Source organism: Saccharothrix espanaensis DSM 44229, assembly GCF_000328705.1.
GTDB classification, from domain to species: Bacteria; Actinomycetota; Actinomycetes; order Mycobacteriales; family Pseudonocardiaceae; genus Actinosynnema; species Actinosynnema espanaense.
This window is the reverse complement of record NC_019673.1, coordinates 8,838,245-8,859,865: the sequence shown is the minus strand read 5'-3', so window position 1 is coordinate 8,859,865 and position 21,621 is coordinate 8,838,245. Positions and strand designations below refer to the sequence as shown.

Genomic DNA, 21,621 nt, shown 5'->3' with positions numbered 1-21,621 from the left:
CATCTGGCACGATGGGTGCCATGGGGAGATCGGTGCTCGCGGGCCTGATCATCGGCACTTTGTCGGTGGCGATGTTCCTCATGCTCGTGATGGGTGCCTCGACGGGCGGTTCGAGCGGGTCGCCGCTGGCCCAGCTGATCGCGGTCGGGATCGTGTCGCTGTTCGGCGGCGGCATCCCCGGCACGCTGATCGGGGTCGTCGTGGGCGCCGCCAAGAACCGCCGCGCCCAGGCCCTGCCGCCGCCCACCCTGATCCGCCCGATGGTGCTGCCGCCACCGCCGCCCCCGCCCGTCGGACGGGACCGCTGGGCGGGGGCGGTCGGCCGCGCCGAACTGTCCGTGCGGCGGGTGTACGCGGTGGTCGAGACCGTGCCGCCGTCGCCCGCGCGGGACTGGATGAGCCGGATCGCCGGGCAGTTCGAAGCCGAACTGGGCAACGTCCGGCGCATCGCCGACCTCGGCCGGGCGCTCGACGCCGACCACGACCACCCGGTCGGCAAGCGGCTGCACGCCGCCGTGCGCGACTTCACCGCGTTCGAGGACCAGGTGGGCGGCGTCGCGCTGCGCATGGTCGACCACACGTCACTCGACGCGGCCCGCGTCCACCTCGAAGTGCTCGAACAACAACTGCCCCACCTGGGCAACAGCTAGCCCGCGCGGGCCTGGGGCCCAGGGCTCAGAGCTCAGAGCTCAGCGGACCATCGAGGACTGCCACCACTCCAGGACCTCCTCGGCGACCTGCGGCATCGCCACCAGCAGCCCGTCCACCGGCAGCGGCGCGTCCTCGCCCCGCCGGTCCAGCACCGCCGCCCCCGACTCCACCGCCAGCGCCACCGCACCCGCCACGTCCCACTCGTGGTAGCTGTGCAGCACGGCCGCCGCCGCGTGCCCCAACGCCACCTGGGCCACCGCCAGCGCCTTGGACCCCAGCACCCGCACGCCCGTCCCGGACACCGCCGCCCGCGAGATGAACTCGCCCATCCCCGGCCACGGACCCGTTCGCGTCATCTCCGTGCACACGATCGAGCTCACCGCCTGGCCGCCGAGCTTCACCGGCGTCCCGTTAGCCCGCATCCCGCGCCCGCGCGCGGCGGCGTAGATCTGCGCCCGGTACGGGTCCGCCACCACGCCCACCACCGGGCCCCAGCGGTCCACCAGCGCCAGGCTGTACGCGCACCACGGAACCCCCGCCACGTAGTTCGCCGTGCCGTCCACCGGGTCCACCACCCAGCGGAACTCGGCGTCCGACGACACGTCCACGTCGGTGTCCTCGCAGAACACCGGGATGTCGGGGAACTCCGCGGTCAGCACCCGCCGGGTGTGCCGCTCCAGGGTGCGATCGGTGTCGGTCACCCAGTCGAACGGGTAGGTGTCGTCATCGGGCTGGGCACCGCGGCCCGCCGTCGCCATGATGACGTCCGACGCGTCGTTGGCGAGGCGGCCCGCTATCTCCAGCGCGATCGACACCAGTCCGGGATCGACGGGCTGGGCGGGCCGGGACGACAAGACGGTCATGCCGCACTAGTGTCACCGCTCCCGGTGACCGCGACACGTCCACCAGGTGAAGCGATGACGATCTCCGGGTGCACGTCAACCGTGACGCGAGGAGTTCGACCTTCGTTCCTCGATCCGTCACGCCCCCGTGTCCTTGGCGGCCCATGGTTCTCGGCGTGCGAGTAGCGATCGTCACCGAGAGCTTCCTGCCCCAGGTGAACGGGGTGAGCAACTCCGTCCTGCGCGTGCTGGAACACCTGCGCGCGCACGGCCACCAGGCCCTGGTCGTCGCACCCGGAGCGGGCGAGGACCAGCACCACGGCACCCCCGTGGTGCGCGTCCCCGCCGTCGACCTGCCGCGGTTCAGCTCTCTGCCGGTCGGGGTGCCGACCCGCAAGGTGCTGACCGCCCTCGCCGACTTCCAGCCCGACGTCGTGCACCTGGCGAGCCCGTTCGTGATGGGCGCGCGTGGGGTGTCGGCGGCGCGGCGGCTGGGGCTGCCCACCGTCGCCGTCTACCAGACCGACATCGCCGGGTTCGCCGGCCACTACGGGCTCGGGCTGACCGCGCGGGCCGCGTGGCGGTGGACGAGACGGCTGCACAGCCAGGCCGACCGCACGCTCGCCCCCTCGACCTGGGCCGTCGAGGCGTTGCGGGAGCACGGCGTGCCGCGCGTGCACCGGTGGGGACGCGGCGTCGACGTCGACCTGTTCCACCCCTCCCGCCGCGACGACGCCCTGCGCCGCTCGCTCGCGCCGGACGGCGAGCTGCTCGTCGGGTACGTCGGGCGGCTGTCGCCGGAGAAGCAGGTCGAGCGGCTGCGCGTGCTCAACGACGTGCCCGGGGTGCGGCTGGTCGTCGTGGGGGAGGGACCGGAGGAGGCCGTGCTGCTGCGCGAACTGCCCACAGCGGCGTTCCTCGGGTTCCGGGGCGGGGTCGAGCTGGCGGCGGCGTACGCGTCGCTGGACGTGTTCGTGCACACCGGGCCGCACGAGACGTTCTGCCAGGCGGTGCAGGAAGCTCTGGCCAGCGGGGTGCCCGTCGTGGCGCCGAACGCGGGCGGACCGCGCGACCTCGTCCAGCCCGACACCGGGTACCTGTTCGGCGACGACGACGAGCTGTGCGCGGCCGTGCTGGAACTGCGCGACCCGTTGCGGCGCAAGCGGCTGGGCAACGCGGCGCGGCGGTGGGTCCGGGGACGGACGTGGGCGGCCGTGTGCGACGAGCTGCTGGGCCACTACGCCGCCGTGCTCGGCCTGCCGGAGCGACGCGCGGCATGACCCCCGCAGCGGGGCGCGCGGTGTGGGACCGGTGATGAGGGCGGTGTGGGGCCGGTGATGAGGATCGTCCAACTGGCCAACTTCTACGGCCCGCGATCCGGAGGGCTGCGCACCGCGCTGCACCACCTGGGCAGCGGGTACGCGGCGGCCGGCCACCAGGTAACGCTGGTCGTGCCCGGCCGCCGGCACGCCGACGAGCGACTGGCCCCGAACGTCCGCCGGATCACCCTCACCGCCGCCGGCATCCCCGGCACCGGCGGGTACCGGGCGGTCGACCCGTGGCGGGTGCGGGCCCTGCTCGACCACCTGCGCCCCGACCGCCTGGAAGTGTCGGACCGGGTGACCCTGCGCGGGATGGGGCGCTGGGCGGCGGCACGCGGCGTGCCGAGCGTGGTGATCTCCCACGAGCGGCTGGACCGCCTGCTGGAGCAGTTCCTGCTGCCGCCGGGCCTGGCCGCGCGGGTCGCGGACCGGGCGAACCGGCGGATGGCGGCGTCGTACGACACGGTCGTGTGCACGACGGAGTTCGCCCACCAGGAGTTCGACCGGATCGGTGCGCGCAACGTCGCACGGGTGCCGCTGGGCGTGGACCTGCGGACGTTCACGCCGAGCAGGCGCGACCGGGGGCTGAAGGCGAGCCTGGCGGACGGGGCGGACGCGCTGCTGGTGCACTGCGGGCGGCTGTCGCCGGAGAAGCACGTGGAGCGCAGCGTCGACACAGCCGCCGAACTCCACGCCGCCGGCCACCGGGTGCGCCTGGTCATAGCCGGCGACGGCCCGCGCCGCGAGGCGCTCGAACGCCGGGCGGCCGGCCTGCCGGTGACGTTCCTGGGCTACGTCGGGAAGCGGACCGACGTGGCGACCCTCCTGGCGACGGCCGACGTGTCCCTGGCCCCGGGCCCGCACGAGACGTTCGGCCTGGCGGCGCTGGAGGCGCTGGCGTCGGGCACGCCGATCGTGGTGTCGGCGTCATCGGCCCTGCGCGAGATCGTGCGCCCGGACTGCGGAGCCGCCGTCCCGGACCACGCCCCGGCGTTCGCGGGAGCCGTGAACGCCCTGCTGGACCACCCGGAACGAACGCGCCGCACAGCCGCCAGAGCCCGAGCCGAGCACTACCCGTGGCAGGCAGCCGTAGAAGGAATGCTCACCGCCCTCCGCATCCCGTAGCCCGCGATGCCTCCCCTGGCCACTACGCGACGGCCGAGGCGCGTGTGGCCGGTCCGGCGCGCAGCGCGCGGCGGGCTGGTGTGAGGTGAGCTGGCGCGCGGCGAACGGCAGGCCGCACGTGGTGGGGAGCAGGCCACACGTGGTGGGCGGCGGGCAGTGCGTGGCGACCAGCGGTCCCGAGTGCGGCGGCAGGTCCTGCGTGCGGCCTGCCGGGGCGCAGAGGTCAGGGCTGCGTGGCGCGCGTGCGTGCGTGGCGAGGGGAGCCTGATGTCGGCTGCATGGGCGAATGACGGGCAGCGGGTCCCGTAGCTCGCGTCCCGCGTGACGGGCGCCGCGTCCACACCCCGCGTCCACACCCCGCGTCCACACCCCGCGTCCACACCCCGCGTCCACACCCCGCGCAGCCGCGTCGCGCGCACTAGGCAGGTGCGGTCCCGTGCCCCGTGTTCCGTGCCCGGGTGGCCCGCGGGTGCCCCGAGTGCCCTGGGTGACGCGGGTGTCCCAGGTGGCGCGGGTGGCGCGGGTCGCGCGTGGACGCGCGTGGCGGGTTCCGCGTGGCGCGATGGTGGGGCGCGCAGTGGAGGGCCTGGATTTGGGCAGGCTTCAGCCTGGTGATGCGTGTGCCTGGTGCCTCAGTGCCTCCCGCCGTGCCGCCTCCTCTTCTTTACGGCAACGAAAGCCGGGGGCGGATAGTGCCCGGATCCTCTGCCATTCGTCACATCTGGTGATCTTCGTACGGGGTGACAACCGTTTTCGAGGCGCGTAATTCAGGCGTTTCCGCTGTTCAGGGCATGTCCATTCGCGCGCGGGTGAGGATGGGGTCGGGGGGTTGGGGGGCGTCACTTAGGCTTTCGTCCATGTCGCGTGCCGGTCTGGACAAGAACCCCCGCGAGGTCGCCGAGATGTTCGACGGCGTGGCCAAGGGCTACGACCGCACGAACTCCGTCATGACGTTGGGGTTCGACCGGCGCTGGCGGGAGTGGAGTCGGCGGGTGCTCGACGCCCGTGCGGGGGAGCGGGTGCTCGACCTCGCGGCCGGTACGGCGGTGTCGACGGTGGAGTACGCCGCGTCCGGCGCTTGGTGCGTGGCGGCCGACTTCTCGCTCGGCATGCTGCTCGGCGGCGCGCACCGGCCGGTGCCCAAGGTGGCCGCCGACGCCTTGCACCTCCCGTTCGCCGACAACTCCTTCGACGCCGTCACCGTCTCCTTCGGGATCCGGAACTTCAGCGACACCGAGGCCGCCCTGCGGGAGATGGCTCGGGTGGTCCGGCCCGGTGGCCGGTTGGTGATCTGCGAGGTGTCCACGCCGACGTTCCGGCCCTTCCGGTTCGTCTACATGCGCTACCTGCTGAAGATCCTGCCGTTCATCGCGCGCTTCGTCTCGTCCAACCCCGACGCGTACAAGTACCTCGCCGAGTCCATGCGCACGTGGCCCGACCAGCGCGCCCTCGGCGAGATCATCGCCCGCGCCGGGTGGGACGACATCGCCTGGATGAACCTCACGGGGGGCATGGTCGCGCTGCACCGGGCGATCAAGCCCGAACCGGCGGGCGAAACGGCGACCGTGGGTGAGCCGGAACCCGGCGAGTGAAGCGGTGCCCGCAGGCGGAGGCGGAGCGGAACCGGGGCGTGGTCCCGGCGGCCGACGGCGAGGGTCTCAGCTCCCCGCAAGTAGACTCGGCACGGACTTTGTGAACTGACGCACAAGGAGCGGGGATGACGACTCCCAGCCGCCGCAAGGCAGGCGAGGACGCCGAGGTGATCGTGGTCGGCGCGGGTCCGGCGGGCTCGACCGCGGCCACGTACCTGGCCCGCGCAGGCCTGGACGTGCTGCTGCTGGAGAAGTCCAAGTTCCCCCGCGAGAAGGTCTGCGGTGACGGGCTGACGCCGCGCGGCGTCAAGCAGCTGGTCGACCTCGGCATCGACACCCGCGAGGAGGCCGGCTGGCTGCACAACCGCGGGCTGCGGGTCGTCGGCGGGGGTGTCACGCTCGAACTGGACTGGCCGGACCTGGCGACGTTCCCGCCCTACGGCGTGGTCCGCCCGCGCCAGGACTTCGACGAGATGCTCGCCAGGACCGCCCAGCAGGCGGGTGCGCGGCTGTTCGAGCAGACCACCGTCACCGGCGCGATCACCGAGCGCGGCCGGGTCGTCGGCGTCACCGCCAAGACCGGGCCGGACAAGCGCGAGGTCACCTACCGGGCCCCGATCGTGATCGGCTGCGACGGGGTGTCCGCGCGGCTCGCGCTCAGCGTCGGCATCCAGAAGGACGACGGCAAGCCGATGGGCGTGGCGGTCCGCCGCTACTACGCCAGCCCGCGCACCAAGGACGACTACCTGGAGTCGCACCTGGAGCTGTGGGACCGCGAGAACGACGTCCTGCTGCCCGGCTACGGCTGGATCTTCGGCATGGGCGACGGCACGGTGAACGTCGGCCTGGGCATCCTGAGCACCTCGAAGGCCTACGGGACTACGGACTACCGAGCCCTCTTGAAGTCGTGGCTGGACGGCACGCCCGAGGAGTGGGGTTTCCGCGAGGAGAACGCCACCGGGAAGATCGGCGGCGCGGCGCTGCCGATGGGCCTCAACCGCAAGCCGCACTACCGGGACGGCCTGCTGCTGGTCGGTGACGCGGGCGGCATGGTGAACCCGTTCAACGGCGAGGGCATCGGCTACGCGATGGAGTCGGCGCGGATCGCGGCGGAGTGCGTGGTGCAGGCCCTGGCCCGCACCGGTCCGAGCCGGGAGCGCGCGCTGCACGGCTACCCGGTGCGCATCGAGCAGGCGTTGGGCAGCTACTTCCGGATGGGCAACCTGTTCAGCCGGCTGATCGGCCACCCGACCATCATGCGCACCGCGACGAAGTACGGTCTACCTCGCAAGACGTTGATGAAACTGGTGCTGAAGCTGCTCGCTGGGCTTTACGACCCGAAGGACGGCGACTCGTTCGACCGCATCATCACCGCGGCCACGAAGCTCACCCCAACGGCCTAATCGGCTACCGGCTATCCGTCGCAGCACCGGCTTGTGGGCCGGTGCTGTTTCGTTTTGGGTGTGCTCCCGTTCACCCCAGGGCCGCAAAGCTGTTGATCTGCACCGAGTAAGACCAGGTCAGCAGGTGTGTGGGGGGTGCCCGTGGCGGCTGTGTGTGACGTTCTACACTGGCCCCCAGGTCTTGTGAATCAGTTCACAACCGGCTGAGATGCCTTGTGAAGTGTTTCACAAGCGACCTGCGGAAAGTTAGGTGCGCCTAACTTCCGAAGGGGGCAAGAACACCCTTAGGGTGCGCAACGGTCGGCGGTGCACCACCACCGCGACACGCGAGGAAAGGACGACGGAGAGTGCTGGACCCTTACCTCCCCCTCGTATTGATGTTCGCCCTCGCCGGCGCCTTCGCCCTGTTCTCCGTGACGGCCGCGCCGTACATCGGCCCCCGCCGCTACAACCGGGCGAAGCTCGACGCCTACGAGTGCGGCATCGAGCCGTCACCGCAGCCCGTGGTGGGCGGTGGCCGGATGCCGGTCGCCTACTACCTCACGGCGATGCTGTTCATCCTGTTCGACATCGAAATGGTGTTCCTCTACCCGTTCGCGGTCTCCGCGGACCGGCTGGGCCTGTTCGGCCTGGTGGAGATCGCACTGTTCGTCGCGACGGTCGGCTTCGCGTACGCCTACGTGTGGCGGCGCGGCGGCCTCGACTGGAACTGAGGGGGAAGACCCGTGGGTCTCGAAGAGAAGCTCCCGAACGGCATCCTGCTCGCCAGCGTGGAGAAGCTGGTCAACTGGACCCGCAAGTCCTCGCTCTGGCCGGCCACGTTCGGTCTCGCCTGCTGCGCCATCGAGATGATGACCACCGGCGGTCCGCGCTACGACCTGGCGCGGTTCGGCATGGAGGTCTTCCGCGCGTCCCCGCGCCAGGCCGACCTGATGATCGTGGCGGGCCGGGTGACCAACAAGATGGCCCCGGTGCTGCGCCAGATCTACGACCAGATGCCCGAGCCGCGCTGGGTGCTGGCGATGGGCGTGTGCGCGTCCAGCGGCGGGATGTTCAACAACTACGCGGTGGTGCAGGGCGTGGACCACGTCGTGCCGGTCGACATGTACCTGCCGGGCTGCCCGCCGCGGCCGGAGATGCTGATCGACGCGATCCTCAAGATCCACGCGAAGATCATGGACGAGCCGCTGGGCCCGACGCGGGCCGCGCTGCTGGCCGAGCAGGGCCACACCACGGATCTCATCCCGTCCTCCCAGCGGTTCGCGAAGAAGTGAGCGGTATGGCTGACGACAAGCGCGAGGTCGAGAAGACCCCCGGCGCGGACAACCCCTCCCCCGGCAACGGGGCGTTGAGCTCGGCGAGCATGAGCGAGGCCGAGCACGAGGAGCACGAGGCACGCGGCGGGGTCGTCGCGGGCAAGGCCCGCAAGGGCATGTTCGGCACGTCCGGCTCCGGCGACACGTCGGGCTTCGGCGGCCTGCGGCTGCCCGCGCACGTGGCCGCGCCCAGCGAGCGCCCGTTCGGCGGTTGGTTCGACGAGGTCGCCGACGAGCTGCTGGCCGCGCTGCACGAGAAGGACCTGCCCGCCGACACCGTGCAGCAGATCACCGTGGACCGCGGCGAGATCACGTTCTACCTGCGCCGCGAGCACCTGGTGGAGGTGGCCCGGGTGCTGCGCGACGACCCGGCGCTGCGCTTCGAGCTGTGCAGCTCGGTGTCCGGTGTGGACTACGGCGAGGCCGCCGCGCAGCGCCTGCACTCGGTCTACCACCTGACCTCGATGACCTACCGCCGGCGGATCCGCCTGGAGGTCGCGGTCGACGTCGAGGACGCGCACGTGCCCAGCGTGGTCTCGGTGTACCCGACCGCGGACTGGCAGGAGCGCGAGACCTGGGACATGTTCGGGATCGTCTACGACGGACACCCCGGCCTGACCCGGATCCTCATGCCGGACGACTGGGACGGCCACCCGCAGCGCAAGGACTACCCGCTCGGCGGCATCCCGGTGGAGTACAAGGGCGCGGAGATCCCCCCGCCAGACCAGAGGCGGTCCTACTCATGACCGAACGGCTTTCCGACGTCACGACCGGCACCGACACGTCCCCGGCCGGCCGCGACAGCGTCCCGCGCACGGACCCGCGCGAGACGTCCGACCCGTACGCCGACTCCCGCCGGACGACCGAGGGCACCGTCTACACGGTGACCGGCGGCGACTGGGACGAGGTGCTGGCCGACGCGGCCGGTGACGAGCGCATCGTCATGAACCTGGGCCCGCAGCACCCGTCGACGCACGGCGTGCTGCGCCTGGTGCTGGAGCTGGAGGGCGAGACCGTCACCCAGGCCCGCAGCGTCATCGGCTACCTGCACACCGGGATCGAGAAGAACCTGGAGTACCGGAACTGGACCCAGGGCGTCACGTTCGTGACGCGGATGGACTACCTGGCGCCGCTGCACAACGAGGCCGCGTACTGCCTCGCGGTGGAGAAGCTGCTCGGCGTCACGGTCCCGGAGCGCGCGCAGACGATCCGCGTGCTGCTCATGGAGCTCAACCGGATCAGCTCGCACCTGGTCGCCCTGGCGACCGGCGGCATGGAGCTGGGCGCGCTGACCGGCATGACCGCGGGCTTCCGCGAGCGCGAGGAGGTCCTGCACCTGCTGGAGTTCCTGACCGGGCTGCGGATGAACCACGCGTTCATCCGGCCCGGCGGCCTGGCGCAGGACCTGCCGGTCGACGCGCCGCAGAAGATCCGGGACTTCATCAAGGTGATGGACTCGCGGCTGCCGGACTACGACAAGCTGCTGACCGGCCAGCCGATCTGGCGCAACCGGTTGGAGGGCGTCGGCTACCTGCCGGTGGACGCCTGCCTGGCGCTGGGCATCACCGGCCCGATCCTGCGCTCCGCGGGCCTGCCCTGGGACCTGCGCAAGATCGAGCCGTACTCGGGCTACGAGAACTACCGGTTCGACGTGCCGACGGCGAACGAGGCCGACTCGTTCGCCCGCTACCGGCTGCGGGTCGAGGAGATCCACCAGTCGCTCAAGATCGTCCGGCAGGCGGTGGACCGGCTGGAGCCGGGCCCGGTCATGGTGCAGGACGCCAAGATCGCGTGGCCCGCGCAGCTCACCATCGGCGCGGACGGCATGGGCAACTCGCTGGAGCACGTCCGCAAGATCATGGGCCAGTCCATGGAGTCGCTCATCCACCACTTCAAGCTGGTGACCGAGGGCTTCCAGGTGCCGGCCGGCCAGGTGTACGTGCCGATCGAGTCGCCGCGCGGCGAGCTGGGCTACCACGTGGTCTCCGACGGCGGCACCCGGCCGATGCGCGTGCACGTGCGCGAACCCAGCTTCGTGAACCTCCAGTCGATGCCCGCGATGTGCGAGGGCGGCATGGTCGCCGACGTCATCGCGTCGGTGGCCTCTATCGACCCGGTGATGGGTGGTTGTGACCGATGACGCAGACCCAGGAAAACCCGAGCCAGGCCGCCGAGGTGTTCGGCGCGGACACGGTGGCCCGCGCGCGCGACCTGATCGCGCGGTACCCGCAGCCCCGGTCGGCGCTGCTGCCGATGCTGCACCTGGTGCAGTCGGTGGAGGGCTACGTCAGCCAGGCGGGCATCACGTTCTGCGCCGACCAGCTCGACCTGACCAACGCCGAGGTCAGCGCGGTCGCGACGTTCTACACCATGTACAAGCGCCGCCCGTGCGGCGAGCACCTGGTGAGCGTCTGCACGAACACGCTGTGCGCCGCGCTGGGCGGTGACGCCATCTACGCGAAGCTGCGCGAGCACCTGGGCACCGACGGCAAGCCGCTGGGCCACGAGGAGACCGCCGGCGAGCCGGGCGCGCCGGGGTCGATCACCCTGGAGCACGCCGAGTGCCTGGCGGCCTGCGACCTGGCCCCGGTGCTCCAGGTGAACTACGAGTTCTACGACAACCAGACCCCGGAGCAGGCGCTGGAGCTGGTGAAGTCGTTGCAGGCCGGGCAGAAGCCCGACCCGACGCGCGGCGCGCCGCTGACCGACTTCCGGCAGGCGGAGCTGCAGCTGGCGGGCTTCTTCGAGGGCCGGGAGGCGGACCTCGACGGCCCGTCGGCCGCGCCCGAGACGGTGCGCGGCGCGGCGCTGGCCGCGGACCGGGGCTGGACCGCGCCGGCGATGCCGGAGAACGCCGAGTTCCCCGCCCTGCCGGAAAAGAAGTAGGGGGAGGCACCGATGGTCGACCAACTGACTCCCGTCCTCACCAAGCGCTGGCTGTCGCCGCGCTCGTGGACGCTGAAGACCTACGAGCAGCTGGAGGGGTACACGGCGCTGCGCAAGGCGCTGACCGCCCACCCGGACCAGCTGATCCAGCAGTGCAAGGACTCCGGGCTGCGCGGTCGCGGTGGCGCGGGCTTCCCGACCGGCCTGAAGTGGGGCTTCATCCCGCAGGGCGACGGCAAGCCGCACTACCTGGTGATCAACGCCGACGAGGGCGAGCCGGGCACCTGCAAGGACATCCCGCTGATGATGGCGGACCCGCACTCGCTGATCGAGGGCATCATCATCACCTCGTACGCGATCCGGGCGAACTTCGCCGCGATCTACGTGCGCGGCGAGGTGCTGCACTGCATCCGGCGGCTCGACGCGGCCGTGCGGGAGGCCTACGCGGCGGGCTACCTGGGCAAGGACATCCTCGGCTCCGGGTTCGACCTCGACCTCGTCGTGCACGCCGGCGCGGGCGCGTACATCTGCGGCGAGGAGACGGCGCTGCTCGACTCGCTGGAGGGCAAGCGCGGCCAGCCCCGGCTCAAGCCCCCCTTCCCGGCGACCGCCGGTCTCTACGCCTCGCCCACCGTGGTGAACAACGTCGAGACGATCGCCTCGGTTCCCTACATCGTCAACGGCGGCGCGGACTGGTTCCGCACGATGGGCCGCGAGCGGTCGCCGGGCCCGAAGATCTACTCGCTGTCCGGCCACGTCGAGCGGCCCGGCCAGTACGAGGCCCCGATGGGCGTCACGCTGCGCGAGCTGCTGGACCTGGCGGGCGGCATGAAGGACGGCATCCCGCTGAAGTTCTGGACGCCGGGCGGCTCGTCCACCCCGCTGTTCACCGCCGAGCACCTCGACGTCCCGCTGGACTTCGAGGGTGCGGCGGAGGCCGGGTCGATGCTGGGCACCACGGCGCTGCAGATCTTCAACGAGACGGTGTCCGTGCCGTGGGCGGTCATGAAGTGGACCGAGTTCTACAAGCACGAGTCGTGCGGCAAGTGCACGCCGTGCCGCGAGGGCACCTACTGGCTGGTCCAGATCCTCCAGCGGATGAACCGCAACGAGGGCACCGCCGCCGACATCGAGACGCTGCTGGACATCTGCGACAACATCCTGGGCCGCTCGTTCTGCGCGCTCGGCGACGGCGCGGTCAGCCCGATCACCAGCGGCATCAAGTACTTCAAGGACGAGTTCCTGGCCCTGTGCGAGCAGAACTCACCCACGAACAAGGAAGCCGCGGCCCTGGCGGGAGCAAGCGCATGACGATCGCACCGGACAAACCCACCGCCGAACTCGTGGTGCCCGAGGGCCACGTCAAGCTGGTCATCGACGGCCTGGAGGTCGTCGCGCCCAAGGGCGAGCTGCTGATCCGGACCGCGGAGCGGCTCGGCATCGTCGTGCCGCGCTTCTGCGACCACCCGCTGCTGGATCCCGCGGGCGCGTGCCGGCAGTGCCTGGTCGAGGTGGAGATGGGCGGCCGGCCGATGCCGAAGCCGCAGGCGTCCTGCACGATGACCGTCGCCGACGGCATGGTGGTCAAGACCCAGCTCACCTCGCCGGTCGCGGACAAGGCGCAGCAGGGCGTGATGGAGCTGCTGCTCATCAACCACCCGCTGGACTGCCCGATCTGCGACAAGGGCGGCGAGTGCCCGTTGCAGAACCAGGCGCTCAAGCACGGCCGCGCGGACTCCCGCTTCCACGAGCACAAGCGGACCTTCCCGAAGCCGATCGCGATCAGCACCCAGGTGCTGCTCGACCGCGAGCGGTGCGTGCTGTGCCAGCGCTGCACCCGGTTCTCGGCGCAGATCGCGGGCGACCCGTTCATCGAACTGCTGGAGCGCGGCTCGCAGCAGCAGGTCGGCGTGGCGCAGGAGCAGCCGTTCCAGTCGTACTTCTCCGGCAACACCATCCAGATCTGCCCGGTGGGCGCGCTGACCTCGGCCGCCTACCGGTTCCGGGCGCGGCCGTTCGACCTGGTGTCGACGCCGAGCGTGTGCGAGCACTGCTCGTCGGGCTGCGCCGAGCGCACCGACTGGCGGCGCGGCAAGGTGCAGCGCAAGCTCGCCGGCGACGACCCCGAGGTCAACGAGGAGTGGATCTGCGACAAGGGCCGCTTCGCCTTCCGCTACGCCACCGCCGACGACCGGATCACCCGGCCGCTGGTGCGCGACAAGGAGTCCGGCGAGCTGCGCGAGTCGTCGTGGACCGAGGCGTTGCAGGTCGCCGCGGCCGGGTTGGCCAAGGCCCGGGACGGCAAGGGCGCGGCGGTGCTGGCCGGTGGCCGGCTGACCGTCGAGGACGCCTACGCGTACTCGAAGTTCGCCCGGATCGCCCTGCGCACCAACGACGTCGACTTCCGGGCCCGGCCGCACTCGGCGGAGGAGCTGGAGTTCCTCACCTCGTCGGTGCTGGGCACCACGCCGGCCGACGGCGTGACGTTCCGGGGCATCGAGGCCGCGCCCGCCGCGCTGCTGGTGGCCTTCGAGCCCGAGGAAGAGGCCCCGATCGTCTTCCTGCGGCTGCGCAAGGCGGCCCGCGCGAAGAAGACCAAGGTGTTCCACCTGGGCCAGTTCACGACGCCCGCGGTGGAGAAGACCTACGGCACGCTGCTCGCGTGCGTGCCCGGCGGCGAGCCGGCCGCGCTCAACGCGCTGCCCGAGCACGCCTCCGACGTGGTGGCGGAGCTGGCCAAGCCGGGGTCGGTGATCCTGGTCGGCGAGCGCGCCGCCGAGGTGCCGGGCCTGTTCTCGGCGGTCGCCGCGCTGGCCGGCCGGACCGGGGCGAAGCTCGCCTGGATCCCGCGCCGCGCCGGTGAGCGGGGTGCGCTGGAAGCCGGTCTGCTGCCCACGCTGCTGCCCGGCGGCCGGCTGGTGTCCGACGCCGCCGCGCGCGCCGAGGTCGAAGCGGCCTGGGGCCTGGCCGCCGACGCGCTGCCCGCGAAGCCCGGCCGCGACACCAACGCGATCCTGGTCGCCGCCGCGAGCGGCGGGCTGGACGCGCTGGTGGTCGGCGGGGTCGACCCGTTCGACCTGCCGGACCCGGGGCTGGCCGAACGCGCGCTGGAGCTGACCGGTTTCGTGGTGAGCCTGGAGCTTCGGCACAGCGCGGTCACCGCGCACGCCGACGTCGTGCTCCCGGTCGCCCCGGCGGTGGAGAAGGCGGGCAGCTACCTCAACTGGGAGGGCCGGCACCGCCCGTTCCCGCTCACCCTGGAGGGCACCAGCGCGCTGCCGGACGGCCGGGTGCTGGACACGCTGGCCGTCGAGATGGACGCCGACCTGTTCACCCAGACCCCGGCCGCCGCGATGGCGGACTTCGAGCGCCTGGGACGCGGCACGCTCACCGCCGCCGCGCCGACCGTGCCCGCGCCGCTGCTGTCCCAGCCCAAGCCCGGCCAGGCCGTGCTGGCGACCTGGCGGCGGCTGCTGGACAACGGGTCCGGGCAGGACGACGAGCCGAACCTGGCGGGCACCGCGCGGCCGGTGGTCGCGAAGCTGTCCGAGGCCACCGCGCGGCACCTCGGTGTCGAGCCGGGCGGCCTGATCACGGTGTCGACCGACCGGGGCGAGGTGTCGCTGCCGGTCGAGGCGGCGGACCTGCCCGACGGCGTGGTGTGGCTGCCCGGCAACTCCGGGGCGGTCACCGTGCGGCGCAACCTGGCCGCCGGCCACGGTTCCGTGGTGGCCGTGGCGAACGCGCCCGAACTCACCTCGCGCGGAGGCAAGGCATGAACGCGGGACAGCTGCTCGCGGACGACCCGTTCTGGCTGGTCGTCATCAAGGTCGTGGGGATCTTCGCGTTCCTCGTCGTGATGACCCTGTTCATGATCAACTGGGAGCGCAAGGTCGTCGCCCGGATGCAGCAGCGGCCCGGCCCCAACCGGGTCGGCCCCAACGGCTGGCTGCAGTCGCTGGCGGACGGGCTGAAGCTGGCGTTCAAGGAGGACATCCGCCCGGTCCTGGCGGACAAGTGGGTGTTCTTCCTGGCCCCGGTGATCTCCTGCATCCCGGCGTTCGTCGCGTTCTCGGTGATCCCGCTCGGCGGCAAGGTCTCGATCTTCGGCGAGGAGACCGTCCTGCAGCTGGTCGACCTGCCGGTGGGCGTGCTCGTCGTGCTCGCCTGCTCGTCGCTGGGCGTCTACGGCATCGTGCTCTCCGGCTGGGCCTCCGGCTCGCCGTACCCGCTGCTGGGCGCGCTGCGGTCGGCCGCGCAGGTGATCTCCTACGAGATCGCGATGGGCCTGTCGATCGTCGCGGTGGTGATGAGCTCGCACTCGCTGTCCACCGCGGACATCGTGGGCAGCCAGTCCGGCACGATCGCGTGGGGCGCGCTACCGGCGTGGAACGCGATCCTGCTGCCGGTCAGCTTCGTCATCTACGTCATCTCCATGGTCGGCGAGACCAACCGCGCCCCGTTCGACCTCCCCGAGGCCGAGTCGGAGCTGGTCGGCGGCTTCCACACCGAGTACAGCTCGCTGAAGTTCGCGCTGTTCTTCCTCGCCGAGTACGTGAACATGGTGACCGTGTCGGCGCTGGCCACCACGCTGTTCCTGGGCGGCTGGCAGTTCCCGTTCGTCGGCCCCGACCACGTGCTCAACTCCAACGGCTGGCTCGGGCTGATCTGGTTCGTGATCAAGACCCTGGGCTTCCTGTTCCTGTTCATCTGGCTGCGCGGCACGCTGCCCCGCCTGCGCTACGACCAGTTCATGCGGCTGGGCTGGAAGTTCCTGGTCCCGATCGCCCTGTTCTGGTTCGTCGCGGTCGCCTTCACCCGCTACTTCAACCTGGAGCGCGAGGCCGACCGGTTGAGCACCGGCGTGCTGCTCGCCGTCTTCGGCGTCGTGCTGGCGGTGATCGTGCTGGTCGCGTTCCTGCTGCCGGACCAGCGCGAGCAGCGCGACCCGAACGCCGTGCCGGTCACCGGCGGCGGGTACCCGGTGCCGCCGCTGGACCTGCAAGTGCCCAAGTCGCCGCCGCGCCGGCAGGTCCCGGTGGCGCAGCTGCCGTCCTCCGACGGCAGTGCGCGACCGCCGTCCTCCGACGGCGATCGGACAACCGCGCCCGCACCCGCGAGTGTGTCAGCTAAGGAGGCCGGCGATGGGGATGTTTGATCCCGTCAAGGGTTTCGGGGTCACCTTCGGGACGATGTTCAAGAAGGTCGTCACCGAGGAGTACCCCGAGGTCAAGAAGGTCACCGCACCCCGGTTCCACGGGCGCCACCAGCTCAACCGGCACCCGGACGGGCTGGAGAAGTGCGTCGGCTGCGAGCTGTGCGCGTGGGCCTGCCCGGCGGACGCGATCTTCGTCGAGGGCGGCGACAACACCGACGAGGCGCGCTTCTCGCCCGGTGAGCGGTTCGGCGCCGACTACCAGATCAACTACCTGCGCTGCATCGGCTGCGGCCTGTGCATCGAGGCGTGCCCGACCCGTTCGCTGACCATGACGAACGAGTACGAGCTCGCCGACGACGACCGGCAGAAGCTGATCTTCACCAAGGAGGACCTGCTCGCGCCACTGCTGCCCGGCATGGAGCAGCCGCCGCACCCGATGCGGCTGGGCGAGAACGAGCAGGACTACTACGTCAACGGGCCCCGGCTGGCCGCCGAGCACGAGGCGCGGGAGGCCGGGCGATGATGCTGCTGCTCCAGCCCGAGGACGCCGCACGCGTGGTCGACGTCGTCACCACCGGCGAGGCCGTCGCGTTCTGGGTCCTCGGCCCGCTGGCCCTGGCCGGCGCGCTGGGCATGTTGTTCGCCCGCAACGCCGTGCACTCGGCGCTGTGGCTGGTGCTGGCGATGCTCAGCCTCGGCGTGCTGTACATGGTGCAGCAGGCCCCGTTCCTGGGCTTCGTGCAGATCATCGTCTACACCGGCGCGATCATGATGCTGTTCCTGTTCGTGCTGATGCTGGTCGGCCGGGACAGCTCGGACTCGGTGGTCGAGGTGCTGCGCGGGCAGCGGCTCGCGGCGAGCGTGCTCGGCGTCGGCTTCGCCGGCCTCGTGGTGGGCTCGCTGGCGCGGGCGCTGACCGACGTCGAGCCGGTCGGCCTGGCCCAGCAGAACACCCAGAACGGCGGCAACGTCGCGAACATCGGCGAGGCCCTGTTCACCGACTACCTGTTCCCGTTCGAGCTCACCTCGGCGCTGCTGATCACCGCGGCGGTCGGCGCGATGGTGCTGGCGTTCACCCAGAACGTCGGCAAGGACCGCAAGAAGACCCAGAAGGAACTGGTCGAGGAGCGCTTCCGCGGCGACCGGGTCGGCTCGCTGCCCGGCCCCGGCGTGTTCGCCACCGCCAACTCGGTGGCCACGCCCGCCCTGCTGCCCGACGGCTCGGTCGCGGCCGAGTCGCTGTCCGAGCTGATCGAGACCACCGCCAAGGAGACCCTCGACGGCGACGTCGCCGAGGTCGCCGGCACCGGTCCCGAGGCCGACGCGCACGCCCTCAAGGGGGACCAGTCGTGACCGCCCGGCTCACCGGGACCGCCCGGCCCGCCGGGTTCCTCCGGTTCACCGTGCGCCCGGCGGTCGGTGCCGCCCGGTTCGCCGAGCGGGCCTCGGCCCGCCCCGAGGTCCGGTTCGGCCGGCCGCGCGCCGTGCCGGCCAACGCCCGTGCGATCGAGGGAGTGCAGTCGTGACCCCCACCTACTACCTGCTGCTGTCCGCCCTGCTGTTCAGCCTCGGCGCGGTGGGCGTCCTGGTGCGGCGCAACGCCATCGTCGTGTTCATGTGCGTGGAGCTGATGCTCAACGCGGTGAACCTGAGCCTGGTCACGTTCGCCCGGATCAACGGGGCGCTCGACGGCCAGGTCATGGCGTTCTTCGTGATGGTCGTCGCCGCCGCCGAGGTCGTGGTGGGCCTGACGATCATCATGGCGATCTTCAAGACGCGTCGCTCGGCCTCGGTCGACGATTCCAACCTGCTGAAGTACTGAGAGGTCACCGGTGACGGAACCTGTTGCCGCCAGCGGGATCGGCGGTCTCGCCTGGTTGTTGTTGGCGTTGCCCGCGTTCGGCGCGGCGGTGCTGCTGATCGGTGGCAAGCGCACCGACAAGTGGGGCCACCTGCTCGGCACCGCGACGGTCGTCGCCGCGTTCGGCTACGGCGTGGCGCTGTTCTTCGACACGATCGCGCGGTCCGGCGAGCGGACCAGTGAGCTGCACCTGTTCGACTGGGTGTCGGTCAACGCGCTCACCGTCGAGTTCGCGCTGCGCCTGGACCCGCTGTCGCTGACGTTCGTCCTGCTGATCACCGGTGTCGGCGCGCTGATCCACATCTACTCGATCGGCTACATGGCGCACGAGGCCGGGCGGCGGAAGTTCTTCGCCTACCTGAACCTCTTCGTCGCCGCGATGCTCCTGCTGGTGCTGGGCAACGGTTTCGTGACCCTGTACTTCGGCTGGGAGGGCGTCGGCCTGGCCTCGTACCTGCTGATCGGCTGGTACCAGCACAAGCCGGAGGCCGCGTCCGCGGCGAAGAAGGCGTTCCTGATGAACCGGGTCGGCGACCTGGGGCTGGCGATCGCGATCTTCATCCTGTTCAAGGAGCTGGGCACCACCCAGTACACCGAGGTGTTCGCGCGGGTCGGCGAGCTGTCGCCGGCCACGGTGACCGCGGTGACGCTGCTGCTCCTGCTCGGCGCGTGCGGCAAGTCCGGCCAGTTCCCGCTCCAGGCGTGGCTCCCGGACGCGATGGCCGGCCCGACCCCGGTGTCCGCCCTGATCCACGCGGCGACCATGGTCACCGCCGGCGTCTACCTGATCGCCCGGTCCAACCCGATCTACAACCTCTCGGGCGACGGCCGGCTGGTCGTGATGTGCATCGGCGCGTTCACGCTGCTCATCGGCTGCGTCATCGGCTGCGCGTACGACGACTTCAAGAAGGTCCTGGCGTACTCGACGGTCTCCCAGATCGGCTACATGATCCTGGCCGTGGGCCTCGGTCCGGTCGGCTACGCGCTGGGCATCATGCACCTGCTCACGCACGGCTTCTTCAAGGCCGGGCTGTTTCTCGGCGCCGGTTCGGTCATGCACGGCATGAACGACGAGGGCGACATCCGCCGGATGGGCGGCCTGTGGCGCAAGATGCCGGTCACCTTCGTCACCTGGACGCTGGGCTACCTCGCGCTGATCGGCTTCCCGTTCCTTTCCGGCTACTTCTCCAAGGACGCCATCATCGCGGCGGCGTTCAGCGAGCAGGGCTGGCGCGGCTGGGTGTTCGGCGGCGTGGCGGCGCTGGGCGCGGGTCTGACCGCGTTCTACATGACCCGCCTGCTGTTCCTGGTGTTCCTGGGCAAGGCCCGGTGGACCGACCTGAAGTCCGCCGACGGCCGCGCGTACCACCCGCACGAGTCGCCGCTGTCGATGACGGTGCCGATGATCGTGCTGGCGTTCGGCTCGGTCGGCGCGGGCGCGTTCTTCGCCTCCGGCGACAACCTGGCCGGCTGGCTCACCCCGTCGCTGGGCGAGCTGCGGGAGCAGCACGGCGTGCTGGACCACAACGCGGTCAACTTCCTGGTGCTCGGCCTGTCGGCCCTCGGCGTGCTGGTGGCGTGGCTGCTGTTCGGCCGCAAGCCGCAGCCGGTGCAGCGGCCCGCGCGGGTGTCGTTCCCGGTCCGCGCGGCGCGCGCCGACCTGTACGGCAACGCGCTCAACGAGGCGCTGTTCGCGCGGCCGGGCACCTGGCTCACCCGCGCGCTCGTCTTCGTGGACAACAAGGGCGTGGACGGCCTGGTCAACGGGTCGGCCGCGCTGCTCGGCGGTAGCTCGGGCCGGCTGCGCAGGTTGCAGACCGGGTTCGTGCGCTCCTACGCGCTCTCCATGCTCCTGGGTGCGATCTTCGTCCTGGGCGCGCTGCTGATGGTGAGGTTCTCGTGAGCTGGACGCTGATCGCGCTGCTCCTGCTGCCCCTGGTGGGCGGCGTGGTGGTGGCCTTCCTGCGGGGCAACGACCGGCTGGCCAAGGTGGTCGCGCTGGCCGTGTCGCTGGCCGAGCTGGCGATCGCGGTGGTCGCGTGGGTCGGCTACGACACCTCGTCGACCGAGCGGCTCCAGCTGACCAGCTCGGCGGACTGGATCCCGTCCTTCGGCGTGCACCTGTCCTTCGGCGTGGACGGCATCGCGCTGGTGATGATCGCGCTGATCGCCTTCCTGGTGCCGGTGGTCATCGGCGGCTCGTGGGCGGACAAGCTGCCCGAGGGCCGCAGCGCGGGCGGGTTCTTCGCGCTGCTGCTGGTCATGGAGACCGGCATGGTCGGCGTGTTCGCCGCCACCGACGTGTTCCTGTTCTACGTGTTCTTCGAGGCCGTGCTGGTCCCGATGTACTTCCTGATCGGCCGCTTCGGCGGGCCGAACCGGCAGTACGCGGCGATGAAGTTCTTCCTCTACTCGCTGCTCGGCGGCCTGATCATGCTGGCCTCGGTGATCGGCGTGTACGTGGCCGCCGCCGACAAGCTCGGCTCGGGCACGTTCGACTGGGCGACGCTGGTCACGGTCACCCGCGAGCTGCCGCTGTCGCACCAGATCTGGCTGTTCCTCGGGTTCTTCGTCGCCTTCGCGATCAAGGCCCCGCTGGTGCCGCTGCACACCTGGCTGCCCGACGCCGGCGCCGAGGCGCCGGTCGGCGCGGGCGTGCTGCTGGTCGGCATCCTGGACAAGATCGGCACGTTCGGGTTCCTGCGCTACTGCCTGCCGATGTTCCCGCTGGCCAGCCAGGAGCTCGCGCCGCTGGTGCTGGTGCTGGCCGTGGCGGGCATCCTCTACGGCTCGCTGCTCGCGGTCGGCCAGTCCGACCTCAAGCGGTTCGTCGCCTACACCTCGATCGCGCACTTCGGCTTCATCGCGCTGGGCATCTTCGCGTTCAGCTCGCAGGCCGGGGCCGGCGCGGTGCTCTACATGGTCAACCACGGCATCTCGACCGGCATGCTGTTCCTGGTCGTCGGCATGGTGATGGCCCGCGGCGGGTCGCGGCTGATCGAGGACTACGGCGGCATGGCGAAGCTGACGCCGGTGCTCGGCGGCCTGTTCTTCGTGGCCGGCCTGTCGTCGCTGGCGCTGCCCGGCACCAACTCGTTCGTCAGCGAGTTCCTGGTGCTGGTCGGCTCCTACCCGACCCAGCCGGTCTTCACGATCCTGGCCGCGCTGGGCATGGTGCTGGCCGCGCTCTACATCCTGTGGCTCTACCAGCGGGTGTTCCAGGGCCCGGTGCGCGGCACGGCGCTGATCGGCGCGACCGGCGGGCCCGGCGCGACGGTCGACCCGCGGCGCGCCCCGGTGAAGGACCTGGACAAGCGGGAACTGGCGGTGCTCGCGCCGCTGGTCGCGCTGATCCTGGTGCTCGGGTTCTACCCGAAGCCGGTGTTGGACGTGATCACCCCGTCCGTCGGGGCGACGCTCAGCGAGGTCGGGGTCGCGGACCCGGTCACGCAGGAAGGCAAGTGA

19 protein-coding genes and 1 pseudogene are annotated in these 21,621 nt (G+C 71.3%); 19 read left to right on the top strand and 1 reads right to left on the bottom strand.

Annotation, left to right across the window (positions count from 1 at the left end; all coding sequences use genetic code 11):
- Window positions 1-20 precede the first annotated feature (20 nt).
- Window positions 21-650 carry a hypothetical protein gene (locus BN6_RS38905; RefSeq protein WP_148303174.1) on the top strand — a complete coding sequence of 210 codons (630 nt, stop codon included), beginning with the start codon at window positions 21-23 and terminating at the stop codon, window positions 648-650.
- A gap of 39 nt (window positions 651-689) precedes the next feature.
- Here the strand turns inward: BN6_RS38905 and BN6_RS38900 are convergent, their stop codons facing one another.
- The gene (locus BN6_RS38900; RefSeq protein ID WP_015105364.1) at window positions 690-1,514 is read right to left on the bottom strand and encodes an inositol monophosphatase family protein; all 825 of its coding nucleotides are present in this window, start codon (window positions 1,512-1,514) and stop codon (window positions 690-692) included.
- Between the two features lie 155 nt (window positions 1,515-1,669).
- On the opposite strand from BN6_RS38900, the gene BN6_RS38895 reads away from it, so the two are divergent.
- From BN6_RS38895 to BN6_RS38815, 18 genes and pseudogenes are all read left to right on the top strand, one after another.
- Window positions 1,670-2,773 (top strand): glycosyltransferase family 4 protein, encoded by a 1,104-nt coding sequence (locus BN6_RS38895; protein ID WP_197540225.1) that lies wholly within the window; start codon window positions 1,670-1,672, stop codon window positions 2,771-2,773.
- A gap of 57 nt (window positions 2,774-2,830) precedes the next feature.
- A complete protein-coding gene (locus BN6_RS38890) occupies window positions 2,831-3,940 on the top strand; it encodes a glycosyltransferase (RefSeq protein WP_015105362.1) in 1,110 nt (369 codons plus the stop codon).
- 857 nt (window positions 3,941-4,797) lie between these two features.
- A complete protein-coding gene (locus BN6_RS38885; protein WP_041315582.1) occupies window positions 4,798-5,532 on the top strand; it encodes a demethylmenaquinone methyltransferase in 735 nt (244 codons plus the stop codon).
- A gap of 125 nt (window positions 5,533-5,657) precedes the next feature.
- The gene (locus BN6_RS38880; RefSeq protein ID WP_015105360.1) at window positions 5,658-6,935 is read left to right on the top strand and encodes a geranylgeranyl reductase family protein; all 1,278 of its coding nucleotides are present in this window, start codon (window positions 5,658-5,660) and stop codon (window positions 6,933-6,935) included.
- 347 nt (window positions 6,936-7,282) lie between these two features.
- The gene (locus BN6_RS38875; protein WP_015105359.1) at window positions 7,283-7,648 is read left to right on the top strand and encodes an NADH-quinone oxidoreductase subunit A; all 366 of its coding nucleotides are present in this window, start codon (window positions 7,283-7,285) and stop codon (window positions 7,646-7,648) included.
- Between the two features lie 12 nt (window positions 7,649-7,660).
- Window positions 7,661-8,206 (top strand): annotated as a pseudogene (locus BN6_RS38870) (NuoB/complex I 20 kDa subunit family protein); the annotation flags it as partial.
- Between the two features lie 8 nt (window positions 8,207-8,214).
- On the top strand, window positions 8,215-8,997 hold the full coding sequence (locus BN6_RS38865; protein ID WP_015105357.1) for an NADH-quinone oxidoreductase subunit C: 783 nt from the start codon (window positions 8,215-8,217) through the stop codon (window positions 8,995-8,997).
- On the top strand, window positions 8,994-10,391 hold the full coding sequence (locus BN6_RS38860; RefSeq protein WP_015105356.1) for an NADH-quinone oxidoreductase subunit D: 1,398 nt from the start codon (window positions 8,994-8,996) through the stop codon (window positions 10,389-10,391). Before BN6_RS38865 ends, BN6_RS38860 begins: the two co-directional genes overlap by 4 nt.
- Entirely contained in the window at window positions 10,388-11,137 is a 750-nt protein-coding gene (gene nuoE, locus BN6_RS38855) for an NADH-quinone oxidoreductase subunit NuoE (RefSeq protein WP_015105355.1), read from the top strand. The genes BN6_RS38860 and nuoE overlap by 4 nt, the downstream gene beginning before the upstream one ends.
- 12 nt (window positions 11,138-11,149) lie before the next feature.
- Complete coding sequence (gene nuoF, locus BN6_RS38850; RefSeq protein WP_015105354.1) at window positions 11,150-12,448, top strand: NADH-quinone oxidoreductase subunit NuoF; 1,299 nt, start codon at window positions 11,150-11,152, stop codon at window positions 12,446-12,448.
- Window positions 12,445-14,916: an NADH-quinone oxidoreductase subunit G gene (locus BN6_RS38845; protein WP_015105353.1), complete on the top strand. Its 2,472-nt coding sequence runs from the start codon at window positions 12,445-12,447 to the stop codon at window positions 14,914-14,916. Before nuoF ends, BN6_RS38845 begins: the two co-directional genes overlap by 4 nt.
- Complete coding sequence (gene nuoH / locus BN6_RS38840; protein WP_015105352.1) at window positions 14,913-16,295, top strand: NADH-quinone oxidoreductase subunit NuoH; 1,383 nt, start codon at window positions 14,913-14,915, stop codon at window positions 16,293-16,295. The genes BN6_RS38845 and nuoH overlap by 4 nt, the downstream gene beginning before the upstream one ends.
- A complete protein-coding gene (nuoI, locus tag BN6_RS38835) occupies window positions 16,282-16,818 on the top strand; it encodes an NADH-quinone oxidoreductase subunit NuoI (protein WP_015105351.1) in 537 nt (178 codons plus the stop codon). The genes nuoH and nuoI overlap by 14 nt, the downstream gene beginning before the upstream one ends.
- Entirely contained in the window at window positions 16,815-17,648 is an 834-nt protein-coding gene (locus tag BN6_RS38830) for an NADH-quinone oxidoreductase subunit J (RefSeq protein ID WP_015105350.1), read from the top strand. The genes nuoI and BN6_RS38830 overlap by 4 nt, the downstream gene beginning before the upstream one ends.
- On the top strand, window positions 17,645-17,821 hold the full coding sequence (locus BN6_RS47195; protein WP_158509489.1) for a hypothetical protein: 177 nt from the start codon (window positions 17,645-17,647) through the stop codon (window positions 17,819-17,821). Before BN6_RS38830 ends, BN6_RS47195 begins: the two co-directional genes overlap by 4 nt.
- Window positions 17,818-18,117 (top strand): NADH-quinone oxidoreductase subunit NuoK, encoded by a 300-nt coding sequence (gene nuoK, locus BN6_RS38825; RefSeq protein WP_015105349.1) that lies wholly within the window; start codon window positions 17,818-17,820, stop codon window positions 18,115-18,117. Before BN6_RS47195 ends, nuoK begins: the two co-directional genes overlap by 4 nt.
- Window positions 18,118-18,127: 10 nt before the next feature.
- The gene (gene nuoL, locus BN6_RS38820; protein WP_015105348.1) at window positions 18,128-20,059 is read left to right on the top strand and encodes an NADH-quinone oxidoreductase subunit L; all 1,932 of its coding nucleotides are present in this window, start codon (window positions 18,128-18,130) and stop codon (window positions 20,057-20,059) included.
- On the top strand, window positions 20,056-21,621 hold the full coding sequence (locus BN6_RS38815; protein WP_015105347.1) for an NADH-quinone oxidoreductase subunit M: 1,566 nt from the start codon (window positions 20,056-20,058) through the stop codon (window positions 21,619-21,621). The genes nuoL and BN6_RS38815 overlap by 4 nt, the downstream gene beginning before the upstream one ends.

Excerpts from the sequence above, each read along its gene's own strand:
- BN6_RS38905 (WP_148303174.1), top strand. The coding sequence starts at position 21 with ATGGGGAGATCGGTGCTCGCGGGCCTGATCATCGGCACTTTGTCGGTG.
- BN6_RS38900 (WP_015105364.1), bottom strand. The coding sequence starts at position 1,514 with ATGACCGTCTTGTCGTCCCGGCCCGCCCAGCCCGTCGATCCCGGACTG.
- BN6_RS38890 (WP_015105362.1), top strand. The coding sequence starts at position 2,831 with ATGAGGATCGTCCAACTGGCCAACTTCTACGGCCCGCGATCCGGAGGG.
- BN6_RS38885 (WP_041315582.1), top strand. The coding sequence starts at position 4,798 with ATGTCGCGTGCCGGTCTGGACAAGAACCCCCGCGAGGTCGCCGAGATG.
- BN6_RS38880 (WP_015105360.1), top strand. The coding sequence starts at position 5,658 with ATGACGACTCCCAGCCGCCGCAAGGCAGGCGAGGACGCCGAGGTGATC.
- BN6_RS38865 (WP_015105357.1), top strand. The coding sequence starts at position 8,215 with ATGGCTGACGACAAGCGCGAGGTCGAGAAGACCCCCGGCGCGGACAAC.
- BN6_RS38860 (WP_015105356.1), top strand. The coding sequence starts at position 8,994 with ATGACCGAACGGCTTTCCGACGTCACGACCGGCACCGACACGTCCCCG.
- nuoE (WP_015105355.1), top strand. The coding sequence starts at position 10,388 with ATGACGCAGACCCAGGAAAACCCGAGCCAGGCCGCCGAGGTGTTCGGC.
- nuoF (WP_015105354.1), top strand. The coding sequence starts at position 11,150 with ATGGTCGACCAACTGACTCCCGTCCTCACCAAGCGCTGGCTGTCGCCG.
- BN6_RS38845 (WP_015105353.1), top strand. The coding sequence starts at position 12,445 with ATGACGATCGCACCGGACAAACCCACCGCCGAACTCGTGGTGCCCGAG.
- nuoH (WP_015105352.1), top strand. The coding sequence starts at position 14,913 with ATGAACGCGGGACAGCTGCTCGCGGACGACCCGTTCTGGCTGGTCGTC.
- nuoI (WP_015105351.1), top strand. The coding sequence starts at position 16,282 with ATGGGGATGTTTGATCCCGTCAAGGGTTTCGGGGTCACCTTCGGGACG.
- BN6_RS38830 (WP_015105350.1), top strand. The coding sequence starts at position 16,815 with ATGATGCTGCTGCTCCAGCCCGAGGACGCCGCACGCGTGGTCGACGTC.